Genomic DNA, 18,937 nt, shown 5'->3' with positions numbered 1-18,937 from the left:
GGATATAAATTTCAAAAAATGACGAAAGCAAAACAGATGCAATACTGCTGAAACGCTTTGCCAACAAGAACCCGATTAACCGAAAGATTGTTCTTTCTATAATGGCCACTTTGCAATACTCAGGGTCAAAATTTTGAAATATATTCAATATTTTTCAGGAATCACGTTATTACTTCTGTTAACTGCTTGTGCCAAAGCACCGGATTATCAGGGCACTTGGAAAAATACCCTAGAAAATCCAAAACTTGAAAATTCACTCGTGATTAGCAAAAATGGTGACAATTATTTCATTACCAATACTTTAAAAGACAAAGCAACCGGTAAAACTGAAAAGAAAAATCCTGTTCCTGCCTCAGTCAGCAAGAATGGTTTACTTGAGGTGAATGCAGGTGCCGGTGTGGTTGATTTTGCGATTGACGAAAAAACCGGAAATCTGGTGGGTTCAGGCTCAATCTATAAAAAAGTAAAATAATCATTGCTGCAATGTCTTAATACAAAAGATGTCATGAAAGGGTATTGTTCATGACATCTTTTTTAACTGATAAAATTGAATAATGCTGCCAAATCTTTTGTTGAGTTGAATGACCTGAATGATATCTCGTCTCAATCGGAGCAAAGATTGAAGGACAAAATTTCCTTATTTTAGTTTTTATTGGAAAATCTTTCTTCAAGCTGGGTAAACAGGATTTGCATGCCTTGAGTTGCTGTTTGGGGAATCAAATGATACTGCTGCGGTACTCGAAGGTGATCGGCTTTAGGGTCGATATAATAGGCTTCACAGCTTTCAGGTATTTCATGGATCAGTCCGGCAACGGGGTAAACCACTAAACTGGAGCCGATCACAATAAAAATTTCGGCATCTTGAACCAGTTGCATGGCGTGTTCATAAGCCGGAACTGCCTCGCCAAACCAGACCACATGCGGACGCAGCGGATAGCCTTGCGGACATTTATCTCGTTCCAAGTTTAATTCCCAACCTTGAATCGGATAGAAAGTCTCAGAATACTGGGCACCAGGCGCAGAGGTTTTGGCCAAGCGAATATTGCCATGTAAATGTAAAACATGCTGGTTTCCAGCGCGTTCATGTAAGTCATCTATATTTTGGGTAATCACATAACACTCTGCAAAGTCTTGAATTTTGGCAATGAGTTGATGTGCTAAATTTGGCTGTGCTTCCAAGACATTTTTGCGTCGTGCATTATAAAAGCGTTGCACCAGTTGCGGATTTCTTTGCCATGCTTCGGGCGTGGCAACTTCTTCAATCTTGTGGTTTTCCCAGAGCCCATCATGATCACGAAATGTATTGATTCCACTTTCTGCACTCATTCCTGCACCTGAAAAGATCACGATTTTTGGCATTTTTTTAAGTTCTTTGTCTTTGATTTAAATAAACGTATCATAAATTATTCAGGTTTTGATAGGTTTTATAGAGCACTGCAATTTTACTTTTGAGCCGCTATAAAAAAAGCCCCCACAAATTTGTGAGGGCTAATTGTGTTATTTTTCTATTGAGCAATAAACTGCTGAACAGCCTGATTGAACTCGTTTGGACATTCAATATTTGAAATATGCGAGGCATTAATTTCAAATAATGCGCTATTTTTAATATGATTTACCATATATTGACCGTCTGAAACTGTAGTCACTGGATCTTTTTGACCTGCAATAACCAGTACCGGTACACGAATTTCTTCTAACTGTTGACGTAAATCTGCTTTTGCTAAAGCTTCACAGCAACTTGCATAACCTTCGGCGCTACCAGCTGCCAAGCTGTTTTGCAACTTCTCAACTTCTGCTGCATTGCTTTGAATAAATTTATCCGTAAACCAGCGCCCGGCTGCAGTTGAAGCGATCGGCTGTAAACCTTGCTCACGCACCAGTGCTGCGCGCTCATTCCACGCTTGTTCTTGACCAATTTTCGCTGCAGTATTGCAGACAATGATTTGGTTAAAACGTTTGGCCTTGTGAACGGCAAGCCATTGACCCGTTAAGCCACCCATTGAAATACCGCAAAAAACAGCTTTTTCAATATTAAGATGGTCAAGCAAGTTCACTACGTCTTGACCCAATTGCTCAAGGGTATAGGGGCCTTGTGGAGCTGATGATGCACCATGACCGCGTGTGTCATAACAAATCACAAAAAAATCATCTTTAAAATGATCAATTTGAGGTTGCCACATTGCATAATTCGTCCCAAGCGAATTTGAAAAAATGATCGCAGGTTTAGTCACATTACCAAAGGTTTGGTAATTGATTTCAGCACCATTCGAGCTAAAAGTTGGCATAGATATTCCTTTTATTACTTATCCTTCTTCAATCCTTCTTGTACAAAATTTAAATATTGCTATAAAAAAAGCACAGGAAGGGTTTTTGAAGGATTCTATTTTTAAACGCGTTCAATAATCAAAGCGATACCTTGACCGACACCAATACACATTGAACAAAGGCCATACTTGCCACCCGTTTGTTCCAGCTGATTTAAAGCAGTCGTCACCAGACGTGCACCCGATGCACCGAGAGGGTGACCCAATGCAATCGCGCCACCATTCGGGTTGACTTTGGTTGAGCCATCTTCCAAACCTAGGTCACGGGTTACCGCCAAGGCTTGAGCAGAAAAGGCTTCATTCAGCTCAATCACATCCATCTGCTCTAAAGTCAAACCGGTTTGTTTCAACAACTTTTTAATCGCAGGTGCAGGACCAAAGCCCATGATGCGAGGTTCAACGCCCACCACCGTTGCGCCAATAATTTTGGCCCGTGGTTTTAAACCATACTGTGCTACAGCATCATCCGAAGCAATCAGCAGGGCTGCTGCACCATCGTTGATCCCGGAAGCATTACCTGCCGTTACCGTACCTTCGGCTTTCACTACCGGTTTTAGCTTGGTGAGGGCTTCAAGGGTGGTCGAAGCACGTGGATGTTCATCGGTATCCACTACAACGGGCTCGCCTTTACGTTGTGGAATCACCACAGGCACGATTTCGTTGGCAAAGAAACCTTTTGCTTGTGCTGCTGCCGTGCGCTGCTGACTTGAGAAAGCGAACTGGTCTTGGTCTGCACGGCTAATGTTGAACTGTGCGGCCACATTTTCAGCCGTTTGCGGCATGGTTTCGACACCATACATCTCTTTCAGTTTTGGATTGATAAAACGCCAGCCCATGGTGGTGTCTTCAAGTTTTTGACTACGACCAAAGGCAGTTTCCGATTTACCCATCACCAAGGGTGCACGGCTCATGGATTCCACACCGCCGGCAATAATCAGATTGGCTTCACCAGCTTTAATGGCACGTGCAGCGATTGCTAAAGCATCCAGCGATGAACCACATAAACGGTTGACCGTCGTTGCAGGCACTTGATAAGGCAGACCTGCAAGCAGAGATGACATGCGACCGACGTTACGGTTATCTTCACCGGCCTGATTGGCACAGCCATAAATCACATCATCAACCAGTTCCCAGTTCACTGATGGATTGCGTTCCATCAAGGCTTTGATTGGAAGTGCACCCAGGTCATCGGCATGAACAGGAGCCAGACCACCGGCATAACGGCCGAATGGGGTACGGATGGCATCTACGATATATGCATTTTTCATTGTGTATTTGCTCACATATTTAAAAGAAGAAAACTCCTCCCTTTTTTAAAGGGAGGTCGGGAGGGATTTAATGAAGTAGTTTTATTCCTCAAATCCTCCCTAAATCCCTCCTTTAATAAAGGAGGGACTTCCCCTTAATTGGATTGAGTCGCATCAATCAGTTTGGCACCGGTCAATGACTGCAATTCTTCAAATGATAGACCTTCAACTTTCTCAATCACTTTCATGCCTTCAGGGGTGACATCAATCACGCAGAGGTCGGTGTAAATGCGGTCGACACATTTCAAGCCAGTCGCAGGGTAAGACAACTCAGCGACGATTTTTGGCTCGCCTTTTTTAGTCACGTGGTCTGTAGTGATAAAGACTTTTTTTGCACCAACAGCCAAGTCCATCGCACCGCCCACCGCTGGGATGGCATCCGGTGCACCGGTATGCCAGTTGGCCAGGTCACCATTTTCAGCGACCTGGAATGCACCAAGCACAGCAATATCCAGGTGACCGCCACGCATCATGGCGAAGGAATCACCGTGATGGAAGAATGAACCGCCTTCAAGCAAGGTGACAAATTCTTTACCGGCATTAATTAACTCTGGATCACGGTCTTCTTCAGCAGGAGGAGGACCGAAAGCCAATAAACCATTTTCAGAATGTAAAAACACGTCTTTGTCTGAAGGCAGGTAGCTGGAAATCTTGGTCGGCAAGCCAATCCCGAGGTTCACATAAGCACCATCAGGAATGTCTTGTGCCACACGTTCAGCAATCTGGTCACGGCTTAATTTGGTATAACTCATCTTTTAATACTCCAATGCCAATTACTGTGCAGGTTTTACTGCAACCACGTGTTGAACAAAAATCCCTGGGGTGATGATGTGCTCTGGATCCAGTGCACCCAGTTCAACCACTTCAGAAACCTGGGCAATGGTGACATCGGCTGCCATGGCCATAATCGGGCCAAAGTTACGTGCCGATTTACGGTACACCAGATTGCCCCAGCGGTCGCCTTTATGCGCCTTGATCAAGGCAAAGTCAGCCTTGATCGGGTTTTCCAGCACAAAGTCTTTGCCTTCATAGCTCAGGGTCGGTTTGCCTTCAGCCAGCAAAGTACCAAAACCGGTTGGGGTATAGATTGGACCTAAGCCCATACCTGCAGCCTGAATACGGCAGGCCAGGTTGCCTTGCGGTACCAGTTCCAGTTCAATCTTGCCGGCACGATAGATTTCATCGAACACATAGGAATCTGACTGACGAGGGAAAGAGCAGATGATTTTGCGTACCGCACCGGTTTTTAACAGTTTAGCCAAACCGTAATCACCATTACCGGCATTGTTGTTGACGATGATCAGGTCTTTAACACCCAGTTCAATCAAGCCATCAATCAGTTCAGCCGGTTGTCCAGCCGTACCGAAACCACCAATCATGATGGTTGCACCATCTTTAATTTGGGAAAGTGCTTCAGTCAGTGAAGCGGAGCTTTTATCAATCATAATGTTTCCTAGACAATCATTTGCCCATTAACTTTTAGAGCTTTGAGTTGAAGGGAGAGCAGTGCTATTCGGTTCACGTTTATTTAAAACTAAATGCGCAATGATACCGATACAAATACCCCAAAATACGGAACTGAGCCCTAAAAAATGCATGCCAGAGGCAGTGGCTAAAAAAGTGATGAGAGCTGCATCTCGATGAGATTCATTTTTCATCGCGACAGAAATATTGGTTGCAATCGCACCCAGTAAAGCAAGACCTGCTAATGCAGCGACAAGCTCTTTAGGCAGTAAGCTGAACAACATGACAATACTGCCGGCAAATAAACCGCCTAAAATGTAAAAAATACCGTTGGCGATTCCGGCGATATAACGTTTGTCTTTCAGTTCATGTGCATCTTTACCCATACATAAAGCAGCAGTGATAGAAGCCAGAACGATGGTAATCCCACCGACACAAGCGACTGCTAAGGATGCAATACTGGTTATCGTGATAATCGGTTTAGCCGGAGTGTCATAACCACTGAGTTTCATGATGGCCATACCCGGTAAAAACTGACCGGAAAGACTGACCAGAATCAGGGGAATGGCCAAATTCAGGGTTGAATTCCAGGTCCATTCAGGGGCGATAAATTGCGGAATGGCGAGAGTGAAATTGACATCCACCGGATTCATCTTGCCTAAAACCAGACTCAGAACCACACCTGAAACGAGCACCCAAACCATGGCATAGCGTGGCACTAAACGCTTTGCAACGAGAAACACCATCAGCATGCCAAAAACAATCATCGGCATGGTGTCAGTTGCAGTAAAAAGCCCTAGACCAAACTGAAAAAGGATTCCGGCCATCATGCCAGCTGCGACATCTTGGGGAATCCATTTCAATAATTTGTCAAAATAACCGGTAATTCCAATCAAAAAAATCACCACAGCAGAAGTGATGTATGCGGCAATGGCTTCATTCAATGAAATATTGGGGAACAGGGTCACCAATAATGCCGTTCCCGGTGCAGACCATGCGGTAATCACGGGAACTTTGTATTTAATCGAAAGAAAAATACCGGCAACCGCTGCACCAATTGAAATTCCCCAAATCCACGAAATCATCATGGCACTGGAGACTTGCGCTTTTTGGGCAGCCTGGAAAAAAATGATGAGTGGACCTGAATAGGAAATCAGCACTGCCAAAAATCCTGCGACAGTGGCTGAAATGGACCAATCATCTTTTAATGTTTGTAACAGGGTTGTCATTGCGCTATTGCCTCCATGCTTAGATTTCAATGATCCTGTTGAATTTTGATGAGATCAGGTTTAACCCTGATCACCACCACCTACAGGAACCACAGTTCCTGTCATATATGAAGATTCATCTGAAGCAAGGAATACAATGGCATTCACCTGTTCTTGAATGGTGCCATAGCGTCCCAAGAAAGTACGGTCAATGGTTTGATCCACAACTTGCTGCATCCATTCTTTTTCTGACTCGGTCAGAGGATTGGCATTGCGTGGCACTTTACGTGGTGGCGCTTCTGTACCACCAGTTGCCACCGCATTGACACGAATACCATCTTTGGCATGTTCAAATGCGAGGGCAGCCGTTAAACCATTTACGCCACCTTTAGAAGCAGAGTAAGGCACACGGTTGATACCACGTGTTGCAATAGATGAAACGTTTACAATCGTACCTTTTTGATTTTTAATCATTTCAGGTAACACTGCGCGGCAACACCACAGGGTCGGGAACAATGAACGATTCACTTCCTTGATAATTTCCTCTTCAGAAAATTCTTCGAAAGGTTTCATCCAGATTGCACCACCCACGTTGTTGATCAATGCGTCAACACGGCCATAAGTGTCCAATGCTTTTTCAACGACTGACTGGGCACCGGCAAAAGTTTCCAGATTGGCTTTGACGGTAATCGCATCGCCACCAGTGGCTTCAATTTCAGCCAGCACTTCTTCCACATATGGGGAGAGGTCAGCCATAACGACTTGTGCGCCTTCGCTGGCAACTTGCAGCGCGACACCGCGACCGATGCCTTGAGCGGCACCGGTTACGATCACAACTTTATTTTCAAATCTTTTTGCACGATTCATTTTATTCTCCGGCTCAGTCTCTTAAACTTAGTTTGCAGAGAATTTTTCAAATAAGAAGCTTGCAGGTTTAACGCCTTCAGCCTCTAACCAGCCACGCACGGCTTCTACCATCATTACAGGGCCACATAGATAAATATCAACATCGCCTGCATTTAACCAGTCATTTTCAATATGACTTGTCACATAACCTTTACGCTCATGTGCAGATTCTGGGTTAGCAATCACTGTGCGGTATTCGAACCACGGGAATTTCTCTTGCAGTTCATTCAGTTTTTCAATGGCCACCAAGTCAAAGTCATTGGTTACACCAAAAACTAAACGTACTGGATGTTCTGAACCTTTTTCTTCAAGCACTTGCAGCATTGACATAAATGGTGCAATACCCGTACCACCAGCAAGCATTAACACAGGACGAGTCACTGGACGTAGGTAGAAACTGCCAAATGGACCCGCGAAGGTCATTTTGTCACCAGCTTTGGCATTAGCACTTAAAAACTCGCTCATTTTGCCGTTTGGTACGTTACGTACCACAAAACTGGTTAAACGGTTACCCGGTTTAGAGCTGAAAGAATAAGAACGGGTTTCAGTAGTTCCTGGAATACCCACATTGACATATTGACCAGCAAGGAAATGAATATCCGGCTGACCTTCGTCTAACTGGATGTCAAAGGTGATGGTCGAGTCAGATAAATTTTCTACACGCGCCAAAGTACCCTGGAATTCATGAATTTCAGTTTTACAAACTTCTGATGAAGCTTGAATTTGGAATACTGCGTCTGAAGTCGGTTTACACTGACAAGCTAGGATGTAGCCTTCAGCTGCTTCTTCAGGAGTTAATGCATCTTCAATATAAGTTTCTTCAGGCATGTCATATGAACCTGATTCACAAAACGCACGGCACGTTCCACATGCACCGTCACGGCAGTCCAAAGGAATATTGATCTTTTGACGGTAAGCTGCGTCTGACAGGGTTTCTCCGTCTGAAACAGAAATAAAACGTGTAACGCCATCTTCAAATTGAAGTGCAACATTGTGGTTTGACATGGCTGAATATCCTATATAAATCTTTAAATCTGGACCTTTCAGCCAATTTTCCATCTGGCTGAAAGGTTTTTTCGTCTGTGGGAGCAGTCTTAGAGGTGATACACATCAATCACTTGATTGATGTAATCATTTTTGAGAACCACGTATTTGTTCAAGATTTTGAACTGCTCGCTTGAGCAATCAATCACATAACGTGACATACCGAAGTAGCTATAATTGGTTTTATAACGGAAACTCAACGTATTCCAGTTAAAACGCACAGTGACTTGATCACCGTTTTGCTCAACAATTTCAATATTGCAAATGTTGTGACTGGTACGGGTATCCGGCATGGTTGCAGAAGAACGTTCAGTCTTGATACGGAACACGCGGTCTTCTAAACCTTGACGGTCAGGGTAATAAATCAAAGAGATTTCAGACTGAGGATCTGTAGTCAGTTTGTCATCATCATCCCAAGATGGCATCCAGAATTCTGCTGATGGGGCATAGCACTGTAACCAGTCATCCCATTGTTCATCATCCAGAAAACGGGCTTCTTTGTAGAGGAATTGAGCAATTTTTTCTAAAGTAATCGCGCTCATGCGTTTTCTCCTTCAGTTGCAGCAAGTTCTTTTTCAGAAGTAATCGCGTCTTTCATCAGATGTAACCAGTGTTCATGCTGAGCAAGATACAAACCTTCGTCTTCAGTTTTAATTCCTGAAAGTTTTGGTTTCAAACCAATTTCATTGGCTGCATCATCTGGACCTTGAATCCAGTGTTTTGCACCACGGCTCATATCATTCCATTCAAGCGCAATACCGGCATAACCAGCTTGACATGCACGGAATTCTTCCAAGTCATCTGGAGTTGCCATACCTGAAGCATTAAAGAAGTCTTCATACTGACGAATACGGCGTGAACGCGCTTCTTTGTCTTCACCAACAGGGGCGATACAGTAAATGGTCACTTCAGTTTTGCTTGGAGATAACGGGCGAAGTACACGAATTTGTGAACCGAACTGATCCATGAAATATACGTTTGGATAAATACACAGGTTACGAGAACGCTCGATCATCCATTTCGCCATTGCAGCACCGAATTTCTCGGTATATTCCTCTGCTTTAGCGAAGTTTGGACGGTCTTCAGGGTTCGCCCATTGAGTCCAAAGCAACATGTGACCATTGTCGAAACCGTAAGAACCACCGCCTTGTTTACCCCAAGAACCCGCACTCATGGCACGAATGTTGTCACCGGCTTCTTTTTCTTTACGTTGCTGAGTTGTTGCAGCATAGTTCCAGTGTACTGCAGACACGTGGTAACCATCGGCACCGTTTTCAGCAGTTAACTTCCAGTTACCTTCATAAGTGTAGGTAGAAGCACCACGTAAAACTTCAAGACCTTGATCAGACTGACCTACAATCATGTCCATGATTTTAGTCGCTTCGCCAAGGTATTCTTCTAGCGGTGGAACATCTGGGTTTAAGCTACCAAACAAGAAACCTTTATAGCTTTCAAAACGGGCCACTTTCTTAAGATCGTGAGAACCATCTTTGTTAAAGCAGTCTGAATAGCCTGCATCAGAAGGATCTTTAACTTTTAACAATTTACCCGAGTTGTTAAATGTCCAACCGTGGAATGGGCAAGTATAGGTCGCTTTATTGCCTTTCTTGTTGCGACACAATTGTGCGCCACGGTGTGAACAGGCATTAATCATTGCATTCAATTCACCTGCACGGTTACGTGCAATGATGATTGGTTGACGGCCAATATAAGTGGTATAGAAATCGTTATTATTCGGAATTTGGCTTTCATGTGCCAGGTAAACCCAATTGCCTTCAAAGATATATTTCATCTCTAAATCGAATAAGGCTTGATCTGTGAATACTGAACGATGAAGCTTGAATTCACCTGTTTCATAGTTTTCAACAAGTAATTCATCAATGCGATCGAGATGGCTGGTGTTAATTACAGGAATACGTGGCATGTCCGTTCTCCGACTTTCCAAATTTGGGTAAGTCCCCGAAATGTCATTAAATTGACATCTCGGTTCCTTATCATGAGCTTATTAAGCGCTTGCGCGGCGACGTTCAACTTCAGTAGAAGGTGCACCTTCTTTATCGTGTTGAAGAACGACGTTGAATTGAATGTGTTTGAAAGGACCTTTCAAGCCACGACGCGCGATTTCAGCTTCATCAGTAACATCAACAGCTTCTGCAACCAAACCTTCACGTGTACCGAATGCGAAGTCATCCCAAAGGTATTTGTCGCCTTCGATGTTGAACTGAGTCGTTAATTTACGGAAGCCCGGTGCAGAGATGAAATAGTGCACGTGAGCAGGGCGTTGACCATGACGAGAGATCTGGTTTAATACGCCTTGAAGTGGACCTTCAGGGTTTAAGCCATAACCTACAGGCATAGTAGTAAGCGCAGTGTATTGACCTTTTTCGTCTGTCAAGATTGAGCGACGTAGGTTAAAGTGGCTTTGTGACTTATCAAAGAATGAATAGTTGCCGTGGCTGTTTGCATGCCATACTTCAACTTTAGCACCCGGAATGATGTTGCCATCAGTATCCGTTACTGTACCGTCGATGATAAGCGTCGGGATTTTGCCTTCTTCAGAACCATCATCCATACGTGCAAAACCAGTTGATTCAGGTGCACCTGCAACATAAAGTGGACCTTCGATCGTACGTGGCGTACCACCAGTTAAACCTGCTTTTACATCTGCTTCATCAGCACGTAAGTCAAGGAAATGTTCAAGACCTACTGCAGAACCCATCAATGCAAACTCATCTGCTTTTGCAATGTCGATAATAGTTTCAATACCTTTCCAAACTTCTGATTGGCTTAAATCTAAGTCTTCAATCGCTTGGAATAAATCTGTAACTAAACGTACCAGTACTTGTTGTACGCGTGCATTTACTGGACCTTCAGAAGTGTCCACGTTACAAGCTTTAACTACATTTTCAATCGTTTGACGATCCATTTTGTTACTCCTTGGAAGTATGGTTTTGGGTGGCTAGTTTCTCAGTGTTTGTTTTGAGATCACTGGCTGCCACAGTCCTTGTTTAATTACCCTTTGAATGCTGTTTTTTGCACAGATGGAGAAGAAGTTCGCCATCTGGCATGTTTAAAACTTAGCGGTCGTCTTCATGAATAGAAGAAGGATGGCGGTTTAATGGCATCACTTCAATATTCATATACGGATATAGAGGAAGACCTTGTAAAATATTGTGTAGTTCTTCGTTGCTCTCGACATCAAAGATACTGATGTTTGAGTACTGACCCGTAATGCGCCAGATATGACGCCATTTACCTTGACGCTGTAAATCATGTGAATAAGCTTTTTCAACCGCTTTAATTTGGTTGGCTTGTTCAGTTGGCATATCTAGCGGAATATTTACATCCATGCGTACTTGGAAAAGCATGTCTAACTCCTTCAATTACTGACGACGTAAGTTGTCAATTTTGTCTAAATCCAGTTCGATACCTAAACCAGGCACAGTTGGTAAAACCAACTCATAGTTTTGATATTGAAGCGGTGTTTTTAAAATTTCTTCAGTCAGCAGTAGTGGACCAAATAACTCTGTGCCATAAGCCAGGCTTTCGAAAGTTGAGAATACATGCGCTGAAGCAATCGTACCGACTGGTCCTTCAAGCATGGTGCCACCGTACAGATCAATGCCTGCAAGTTTGGCAATTTTCCCAACTTCACAGCCTTCAATCAGACCACCTGACTGGGCAATTTTTACTGCAAATACTGATGCACCGTTGTTACGGGCAATCTGATAAGCACTCTGCGGACCGTATAATGATTCATCCGCCATAATCGCAATATCAAAGCGACGGGTTAAACGCTGCATTGCATCCAGATTTTCAATTGCACATGGTTGTTCAATCAGGTCGACACCACCATCTTGCAATAACTGAATGCCTTTAACCGCTTCAAGTTCTGACCAGGCACGATTGACATCGACACGAATCGAGATGTCTGAACCCAAAGCTTTCTTGATTGCTAAAACATGGGCAACATCGTCTTCTACAGGACGTGAACCGATTTTGAGTTTGAATACGTTATGACGTTTCAGCTCAATCATTTTTTTCGCTTCGGCAATGTCTTTCTCAGTATCACCTGAAGCAAGTACCCAGAGTACCGGCACGCTATCACGCAGACGGCCACCGAGGATTTCGCTTAACGGCAAACCTAAGCGTTGTGCCTGAATATCAAGTAGTGCAGTTTGAATGGCACATTTAGCAAAACGGTTACCGTTGATATTGCGTTTAAGGGTTTTAATCGTTTGAGCGACATTCAGACCTGAAAGTGATTTCAGTAATGGTGCAAAATATGTTTCAATATTGGTTTTAACGCTTTCCGGACTTTCATCGCCATATCCCAATCCACCAATCGTGGTCGCTTCGCCCCAACCGATGAAACCATCTTCAGTGGTGACTTTTACCAACACTAATGTTTGGGTTTGCATGGTTGCCACAGCCATCTTGTGCGGACGGATGGTTGGAATTTCAACAAGCAACGTTTCTATGGATTTGTACATCTTTAAGCTTCCCAATCTTGCTTTGTCTATCTCATGTGGTATACCTTAAAAGAATAAACATTTGCTGTCTAAGATCAATTTTGCATTTTATTATGCTTTAAAGGTATGGTTAATTATGGAACTAAGACATTTACGATACTTTGTTGCTGTGGTGGAAGAACAAAGTTTCACCAAAGCGGCTGAAAAACTGTTTATTGCTCAGCCTCCTTTAAGCCGTCAGATACAAAACCTTGAAGCTGAGCTGGGTATACAGCTTTTTGAGCGTGGAAGTCGACCATTACTGACCACTGAAGCGGGTCAGTTCTTCTATCAACACGCTGTTAAACTTTTGTCTAATGCCGAAGAAATCAAGGCTATGACCCAGCGTGTGGGAATGGTCGAAAAAACTGTAACTTTGGGTTTTGTCGGTTCTCTACTTTATGGTTTATTACCGAAAATAGTGTATTTATTTCGTCAACAACAACCCCATTTAAAAATTGAACTGATTGAAATGAGCACCAAAGATCAAATTCAGGCGCTCAAGGAAGGGCGGATTGATGTAGGCTTTGGTCGACTACGAATTTCGGATCCTGCAGTTAGACGAATCCTTTTACGTGAAGAGCCTTTAATGGTCGCTGTGCATGCCAGCCATCCACTTGCCTCACAAAAGAAAGGCGTCTTTCTGACCGATATTGTGGATGAGAACCTGTTCTTATATCCAAGTCACCCTAAACCTAACTTTTCTACGCAAGTCCGATCGCTTTTTTCAGAATACAGTCTCGATCCAAAAAGCTTAAAAGAGGTTCGCGAAATTCAGCTGGCTTTGGGGCTGGTTGCCGCAGGTGAAGGGATTTGCATTGTTCCTGAAAGTGCTAGAACCATTCAGTTATCGCATTTGCACTATATTCCTTTACTCGATGATGCTGCGGTCAGTCCTATTTTTCTGGCGATACGCAGCATGGATGAAAGTGAAGATATCCGCTCATTATTTGATTGTATTTATCAGGTTTATGACCTTGAAGCGATTGTTTATGATCGTGCCGTGATTTAACAGACCAAAGTCTCATCTCGCTACAGTTTCTAGCCTTAATTTTTAGCCTTGTCATTCGCAAATCAGACCGTGATTTTTGAAATATGCCTACTGATCAAATTGTCTATATTTGATCAGTAGGCATATTTTTTTTCAGAAAAATAAAGCTCAATAGAGAAAATAAAATGTCACAACCTGCAGAATCTAGTTTTTATATATCTATAAAGTATTGTTTTTGTTTTTAATCTCATTCCTCTAACTTTTAAGGTATGAATATATATGTAATCGGTTTTGGACAAAAAAAACACTTTGCTGCATTGTTGCCACAAATCTAAAGATTCATATGCAGGAGCGCACAGTGAATACCAACAAACTGAACATAAACACTTTAGTGGATGAAGCCAAATTTACCCGTTTTCATTGGGGAGTCCTGATTTGGTGTTTAATGATTATTATTTTCGACGGTTATGACCTGGTGATTTATGGAGTGGCTCTACCATTGTTAATGCAGGAATGGGCACTCAATACAGTACAGGCGGGTTTACTGGCTAGTACCGCATTATTCGGCATGATGTTCGGTGCCATGAGTTTCGGAACCCTATCCGATAAAATTGGCCGTAAAAAAACCATTATGATCTGTGTTGCACTTTTCAGTGGTTTTACCTTTTTAGGTTCTTTTGCTAGTAACCCTACTGAGTTCGGTATTCTTCGCTTCTTAGCGGGTTTGGGAATTGGCGGAGTCATGCCAAACGTGGTTGCCCTCATGACCGAATATGCACCAAAACGTATCCGCAGCACGCTTGTTGCCCTGATGTTCAGTGGTTATGCGATTGGTGGAATGTCGTCTGCATTATTGGGTGCATGGTTGGTACCGCAGTTTGGCTGGAAAATCATGTTCCTTCTTGCCGGTATGCCTTTATTACTTTTGCCGGTTATCTGGAAATATCTCCCAGAATCCCTGATGTTTTTGACCAAAAAGGGTGAAACAGAAAAGACTCGTGTAATTGTGAAAAAAATTGCACCAGAACAAGAGATTGGTCCACAAACGACTTTTGTTCTGAATGAACCGACTGCTGGCGATGATGCTCCATTACGCGCATTATTTCAGCAAGGCCGTATGTTCAGTACCTTAATGTTTTGGGCAGCCTTCTTTATGTGCTTGCTTATGGTTTATGCATTAGGCAGCTGGTTGCCAAAACTGATGATTCAGGCCGGTTATTCATTGGGTGCAAGTTTAATGTTCCTGTTTGCCCTGAATATTGGCGGCATGATCGGCGCAATTGGTGGTGGAGTGCTTGCAGATAAATTCCATTTAAAACCGGTACTGAGCATTATGTTTACTGTGGGTGCGATTGCCTTAATCTTGCTTGGTTTTAACAGCCCACAAGCGGTGCTATATGTTCTGATCGCCATTGCTGGCGCAGCAACCATCGGCTCACAAATTCTGCTTTATACCTTTGTTGCACAATTTTACCCAACTGCAGTTCGCTCAACAGGTATGGGCTGGGCATCAGGAATTGGACGAATTGGTGCCATTGTTGGACCTGTCTTAACTGGCACCTTGCTTACTTTTGAATTACCTCATCAAATAAATTTTTTAGCCATCGCTATTCCTGGAATTATTGCTGCCGTGGCTATTTATCTGGTTAATTTAAAAGCGTCTGTCGATGGTCAATCCCTTGCAGCACATGAAGTTAAAGCTAAACCAATTACGCAAAAAGCAACCCAATAATCTCTTATCATTTTCAATAAAGACCATAGTCTAAGTGAAATAGATTGCCATCGTAGTAGTGAAAATCTATTGCTAATATTTGATCGAACAACAACAAGTGAGTTTAGGATGAACACCACGCAACCGACAATGAAACGTACGCTCATGATGAGCATGATTGCCCTAAGTCTAGGTGGAGTCAGCGTAGCGGCCCAAGCCCAAACCCAACAGCAAAAAGAAATTGAACAACTCAGACAGGAAGTTCAAGCTTTACGTAATCTGGTTGAACAGCAAAAAGTACAGACAGCACAGACTGCAACTGCTATTGCAGCGGTTCAACGCCCAGCGCCTGTGGCTACAGCAACTCCTGTACTGAAAACTGCCAAAGGTGCCGAGTTTAATCTGTATGGTAATGTCCGTGCAGATGCATCCTATCAGGCTGAAGGTGGTGGTGTGGATATGCCATATAACCAGATCAATAGCGTGCCACTAGAAGGTGCTGCTGGGAATAGCGATCGTTTCAGATCGACTTTATCTGCGACGCGTTTAGGTCTGGATTTTAAAACTCAGGCTGCTGAGCAAGAGGTGAAGGGTAAAATTGAAGTCGACTTCCTGGGTGGAGCCAACCTTGATAATTTGCGTATCCGTCATGCCTATGTGAATTATGGTAACTGGCTGATGGGGCAAACCTGGTCAAACTTTGCAGTACCTGACTACATGCCAGAAACCATTGATGCCTTGGCTTTTGTTGGTGGTGCTGTGAAACGAACCCCACAAGTGCGTTATACCAGCAAATTTAGTCCACAAACCAATTTGGTATTAGCGGCTGAAGATCCGAAAGATAAGTTAAGCACACAGCGTTTTCCTGCATTAACGGCACGATTAAACCATCAGTTTGCTGATAATTTCAACATCAGTGCACGTGCCATGGGGCATGAAAAACGGGTTAATTCTGATGAAGAAATGGCATGGGGCGTAGGCGTAGGTGCCAAGTATGATGTGGTGCCGGGAACAACCTTAAAAGCCGATTATTACCATGTCAAAGGCGATAGCAGTTTTGTTTCCTTTACCAACAGTGGTGTAGCGGTTACTAATCTGAATAATAATGGGGCAATTACAGCAAATAGCCGTATTGCTGCTCAAAGTGAGTTTGATTCGATTACTGTCGGTTTGACCCAACAGTTTAATGAAAAACTACGTGGTACTTTGGGATATGGTTATATGACTTTTGATGAAAATCAAAACTATATTGATGCTCTAACTGCAACGGATAAGACGAAAGCCAATAAAGACTTATGGCAAGCTTGGGCCAATGTTTTTTATAGCCCAACCAAGCCTTTAAGTTTTGGTCTTGAATATGTTTATGGTGAACGTGAAGCTTTTGGTGCTGCTACACCTAATGGCAGTAAAACGGGTGAAGACAATCGAATTAATATGGTAGCGATTTATAATTTTTAATATTTAATCTTTCTAAAATAAAAAGCCTCTATTTTCAAATGGAGGCTTTTTTATATGAATCATTTTTTATCTATTCATCAACATTATTCTGTGACTTCAATCGTTAAACCATAAGTAAAGTTTTCAGTGGCCGGTTTTTGAATGCTTGCTGTTTCAGCAGGTTTAGCTGCAGGCGCTTGTATAAGGGCACGAACCGGACGGATGTGTAACCAGCGACCATCAACCAAGGCATATTTACCACTATTACCCAGCACATCTTGAGTGCGGATACGGTAAGTACTTTCTTTAGGTAAATCAAATTTTGTAATGTTAAAGCGTTTTAATGTGGCAGTTTAAAAGCATGGTGCAAGAAGTTGAGCAAGCCTTATTAAGGCTTTCTAGGTACTGAACAATTAGCACAACTGAAACTTGAAGGACGTTATCAGCGGGATATTTATTAAAGCGATATCGCATGAAACTCAGCATAAAAAAGGGCATAGTTACATGCCCTTAATTCTATATTTTATTGTTAAAAAGTAGCTGGAATATAGCTAAGCGTTCGACCGGTATTCCTACCAAAATGATTTCCCCTTAAAACTTTAGTCAGCTTTAAGGGGAGAAGGAGAATAGAAGATCACATCAAGACAGCATTATTGAAGCAGTTTGACCCCAGTGACTTTTTGAATATCTTCAAAGCTGACGTCTTTCGCCAGTTCCACCAGTTTGACCCCGTCGGCGGTGATATCGAGTACACCCAAGTCGCTAATAATCCGGTGTACTACGCCTTTACCGGTCAGAGGCAGGGCACATTGCTGTACAATTTTTGGCGTGCCATCTTTAGCACAGTGTTCCATCAAGACCACCACTTTTTGTACGCCTGCAACCAGATCCATAGCACCGCCCATGCCTTTGACTTTTTTGCCCGGGATCATCCAGTTGGCCAAATCGCCGGTTTGGGAAACTTCCATGGCGCCTAAAATGGCAATGTTGACATGGCCGCCACGAATCATGGCAAAAGAGTCAGCACTGGAGAAAAAAGCCGCGCCTTTACGGGCAGTGACGGTTTGCTTGCCGGCATTAATCAAGTCTGCATCGACCGTTTCCTGAGTTGGGAATTCACCAATCCCGAGCAAGCCATTTTCTGACTGTAACCAGACATCCATATTTTCAGGAATATAGTTTGCAACCAGCGTCGGCAAGCCAATGCCTAAATTGACATAGAACCCATCTTCCAGTTCCAAAGCGGCACGCTGTGCCATTTCATTACGAGTCCAAGCCATTTATACCGCCTCCGCTTTTAATGTCATTTGTTCGATGCGCTTTTCAGGATTATTATTTAAAATAATCCGGTTGATATAAATGCCAGGAAGATGAATTTCATCAGGATCCAAATCGCCAATTTCGACAATTTCTTCGACTTCAGCAATGCTGATTTTGCCAGCCATGGCACAGACCGGATTAAAGTTTTGTGCGGTTTTACGGAAAATCAGATTTCCGGCTTTATCGGCTTTATAGGCTTTGACCAAGGCAATATCGGCAGTTAAGGAATTTTCCAGAATATATTCCTTGCCCTCAAATTCACGAACTTCTTTACCTTCGGCGATTAAAGTGCCGACACCGGTTTGGGTAAAAAAGGCAGGAATACCTGCACCGCCAGCACGAAGTTTTTCAGCCAGTGTACCTTGCGGAGTCAGTTCGACTTCCAGTTCGCCGCTTAGATATTGACGTTCAAATTCTTTGTTTTCACCGACATAAGATGAAATCATTTTTTTAATTTGTTTGGTTTCCAGTAAAAGACCCAAACCGAAACCATCGACGCCGGCATTGTTGGAAATACAGGTCAGTTGTTTGGCACCTGTGTCTTTGAGTGCCGCAATTAACGCTTCCGGGATACCACATAAACCGAAGCCACCGACCGCCAGGGTTTGACCATCCTGAACAATATCTTGTAATGCAGCCTGTGCATTTTCATAAACTTTATTTGGCATTTGATCCCTCTTTTTATTCCTGGTCAGTCCTGGGTATGACCGAATT

Annotated in this window: 20 protein-coding genes; 4 read left to right on the top strand and 16 right to left on the bottom strand. The window is 43.2% G+C overall.

All coding sequences use genetic code 11. From position 1 onward, the window contains the following. Positions 1 to 133 precede the first annotated feature (133 nt). Entirely contained in the window at positions 134 to 472 is a 339-nt protein-coding gene (locus E0409_RS02260; RefSeq protein WP_131287168.1) for a hypothetical protein, read from the top strand. Between the two features lie 170 nt (positions 473 to 642). Here E0409_RS02260 and E0409_RS02255 read toward each other — a convergent pair whose 3' ends face one another. The 13 genes from E0409_RS02255 to E0409_RS02195 all read right to left on the bottom strand — a co-directional run bounded on the left by E0409_RS02255 (position 643) and on the right by E0409_RS02195 (position 12,746). Beyond that, complete coding sequence (locus tag E0409_RS02255; protein WP_131287166.1) at positions 643 to 1,359, bottom strand: SIR2 family NAD-dependent protein deacylase; 717 nt, start codon at positions 1,357 to 1,359, stop codon at positions 643 to 645. 146 nt (positions 1,360 to 1,505) lie between these two features. Next, positions 1,506 to 2,285 (bottom strand): 3-oxoadipate enol-lactonase, encoded by a 780-nt coding sequence (gene pcaD / locus E0409_RS02250; RefSeq protein WP_131287164.1) that lies wholly within the window; start codon positions 2,283 to 2,285, stop codon positions 1,506 to 1,508. Between the two features lie 101 nt (positions 2,286 to 2,386). Further along, complete coding sequence (gene pcaF / locus E0409_RS02245) at positions 2,387 to 3,592, bottom strand: 3-oxoadipyl-CoA thiolase (protein WP_131287162.1); 1,206 nt, start codon at positions 3,590 to 3,592, stop codon at positions 2,387 to 2,389. A gap of 134 nt (positions 3,593 to 3,726) precedes the next feature. Continuing rightward, entirely contained in the window at positions 3,727 to 4,383 is a 657-nt protein-coding gene (locus E0409_RS02240) for a 3-oxoacid CoA-transferase subunit B (RefSeq protein WP_131287160.1), read from the bottom strand. 21 nt (positions 4,384 to 4,404) lie between these two features. After that, positions 4,405 to 5,076 carry a 3-oxoacid CoA-transferase subunit A gene (locus E0409_RS02235; protein WP_131287158.1) on the bottom strand — a complete coding sequence of 224 codons (672 nt, stop codon included), beginning with the start codon at positions 5,074 to 5,076 and terminating at the stop codon, positions 4,405 to 4,407. 27 nt (positions 5,077 to 5,103) lie between these two features. Then, positions 5,104 to 6,324, bottom strand: coding sequence for a benzoate/H(+) symporter BenE (benE, locus tag E0409_RS02230; RefSeq protein ID WP_131287156.1), 1,221 nt, complete (start codon positions 6,322 to 6,324; stop codon positions 5,104 to 5,106). Positions 6,325 to 6,384: 60 nt separating this feature from the next. Next, positions 6,385 to 7,170, bottom strand: a complete 786-nt coding sequence (gene benD, locus E0409_RS02225) for a benzoate diol dehydrogenase BenD (protein WP_131287154.1) — start codon at positions 7,168 to 7,170, stop codon at positions 6,385 to 6,387. A 27-nt stretch (positions 7,171 to 7,197) separates the two neighbouring features. Further along, complete coding sequence (gene benC, locus E0409_RS02220) at positions 7,198 to 8,214, bottom strand: benzoate 1,2-dioxygenase electron transfer component BenC (protein WP_131287152.1); 1,017 nt, start codon at positions 8,212 to 8,214, stop codon at positions 7,198 to 7,200. Between the two features lie 89 nt (positions 8,215 to 8,303). After that, positions 8,304 to 8,795, bottom strand: a complete 492-nt coding sequence (gene benB, locus E0409_RS02215) for a benzoate 1,2-dioxygenase small subunit (RefSeq protein WP_086193257.1) — start codon at positions 8,793 to 8,795, stop codon at positions 8,304 to 8,306. Next, complete coding sequence (benA, locus tag E0409_RS02210; protein ID WP_074944446.1) at positions 8,792 to 10,177, bottom strand: benzoate 1,2-dioxygenase large subunit; 1,386 nt, start codon at positions 10,175 to 10,177, stop codon at positions 8,792 to 8,794. The genes benB and benA overlap by 4 nt, the downstream gene beginning before the upstream one ends. Before the next feature lie 81 nt (positions 10,178 to 10,258). Then, positions 10,259 to 11,179 carry a catechol 1,2-dioxygenase gene (gene catA, locus E0409_RS02205; RefSeq protein WP_131287150.1) on the bottom strand — a complete coding sequence of 307 codons (921 nt, stop codon included), beginning with the start codon at positions 11,177 to 11,179 and terminating at the stop codon, positions 10,259 to 10,261. Positions 11,180 to 11,330: 151 nt separating this feature from the next. Next, positions 11,331 to 11,621 carry a muconolactone Delta-isomerase gene (catC, locus tag E0409_RS02200; protein ID WP_067722604.1) on the bottom strand — a complete coding sequence of 97 codons (291 nt, stop codon included), beginning with the start codon at positions 11,619 to 11,621 and terminating at the stop codon, positions 11,331 to 11,333. A gap of 15 nt (positions 11,622 to 11,636) precedes the next feature. Further along, complete coding sequence (locus E0409_RS02195; protein WP_131287148.1) at positions 11,637 to 12,746, bottom strand: muconate/chloromuconate family cycloisomerase; 1,110 nt, start codon at positions 12,744 to 12,746, stop codon at positions 11,637 to 11,639. 115 nt (positions 12,747 to 12,861) lie between these two features. On the opposite strand from E0409_RS02195, the gene E0409_RS02190 reads away from it, so the two are divergent. From E0409_RS02190 to E0409_RS02180, 3 genes are all read left to right on the top strand, one after another. After that, complete coding sequence (locus E0409_RS02190; RefSeq protein ID WP_131287146.1) at positions 12,862 to 13,776, top strand: LysR family transcriptional regulator; 915 nt, start codon at positions 12,862 to 12,864, stop codon at positions 13,774 to 13,776. Positions 13,777 to 14,113: 337 nt separating this feature from the next. Continuing rightward, positions 14,114 to 15,487, top strand: a complete 1,374-nt coding sequence (locus E0409_RS02185) for an MFS transporter (protein WP_131287144.1) — start codon at positions 14,114 to 14,116, stop codon at positions 15,485 to 15,487. A 108-nt stretch (positions 15,488 to 15,595) separates the two neighbouring features. Next, the gene (locus tag E0409_RS02180) at positions 15,596 to 16,924 is read left to right on the top strand and encodes a DcaP family trimeric outer membrane transporter (protein ID WP_131287142.1); all 1,329 of its coding nucleotides are present in this window, start codon (positions 15,596 to 15,598) and stop codon (positions 16,922 to 16,924) included. Between the two features lie 83 nt (positions 16,925 to 17,007). On the opposite strand, the gene E0409_RS17040 is transcribed toward E0409_RS02180, so the two are convergent. From E0409_RS17040 to E0409_RS02165, 3 genes are all read right to left on the bottom strand, one after another. Next, the gene (locus tag E0409_RS17040; RefSeq protein ID WP_502699781.1) at positions 17,008 to 17,178 is read right to left on the bottom strand and encodes a hypothetical protein; all 171 of its coding nucleotides are present in this window, start codon (positions 17,176 to 17,178) and stop codon (positions 17,008 to 17,010) included. 375 nt (positions 17,179 to 17,553) lie between these two features. Continuing rightward, positions 17,554 to 18,183 (bottom strand): CoA transferase subunit B, encoded by a 630-nt coding sequence (locus tag E0409_RS02170; RefSeq protein WP_131287140.1) that lies wholly within the window; start codon positions 18,181 to 18,183, stop codon positions 17,554 to 17,556. Further along, entirely contained in the window at positions 18,184 to 18,891 is a 708-nt protein-coding gene (locus tag E0409_RS02165) for a CoA transferase subunit A (protein WP_131287138.1), read from the bottom strand. It abuts the gene before it with no gap. Positions 18,892 to 18,937: the final 46 nt, after the last annotated feature.

The organism is Acinetobacter sp. ANC 4862 (assembly GCF_004336635.1).
In the GTDB taxonomy this organism is placed as follows: domain Bacteria; phylum Pseudomonadota; class Gammaproteobacteria; order Pseudomonadales; family Moraxellaceae; genus Acinetobacter.
This window is presented reverse-complemented; position numbering and strand designations above follow the sequence as displayed.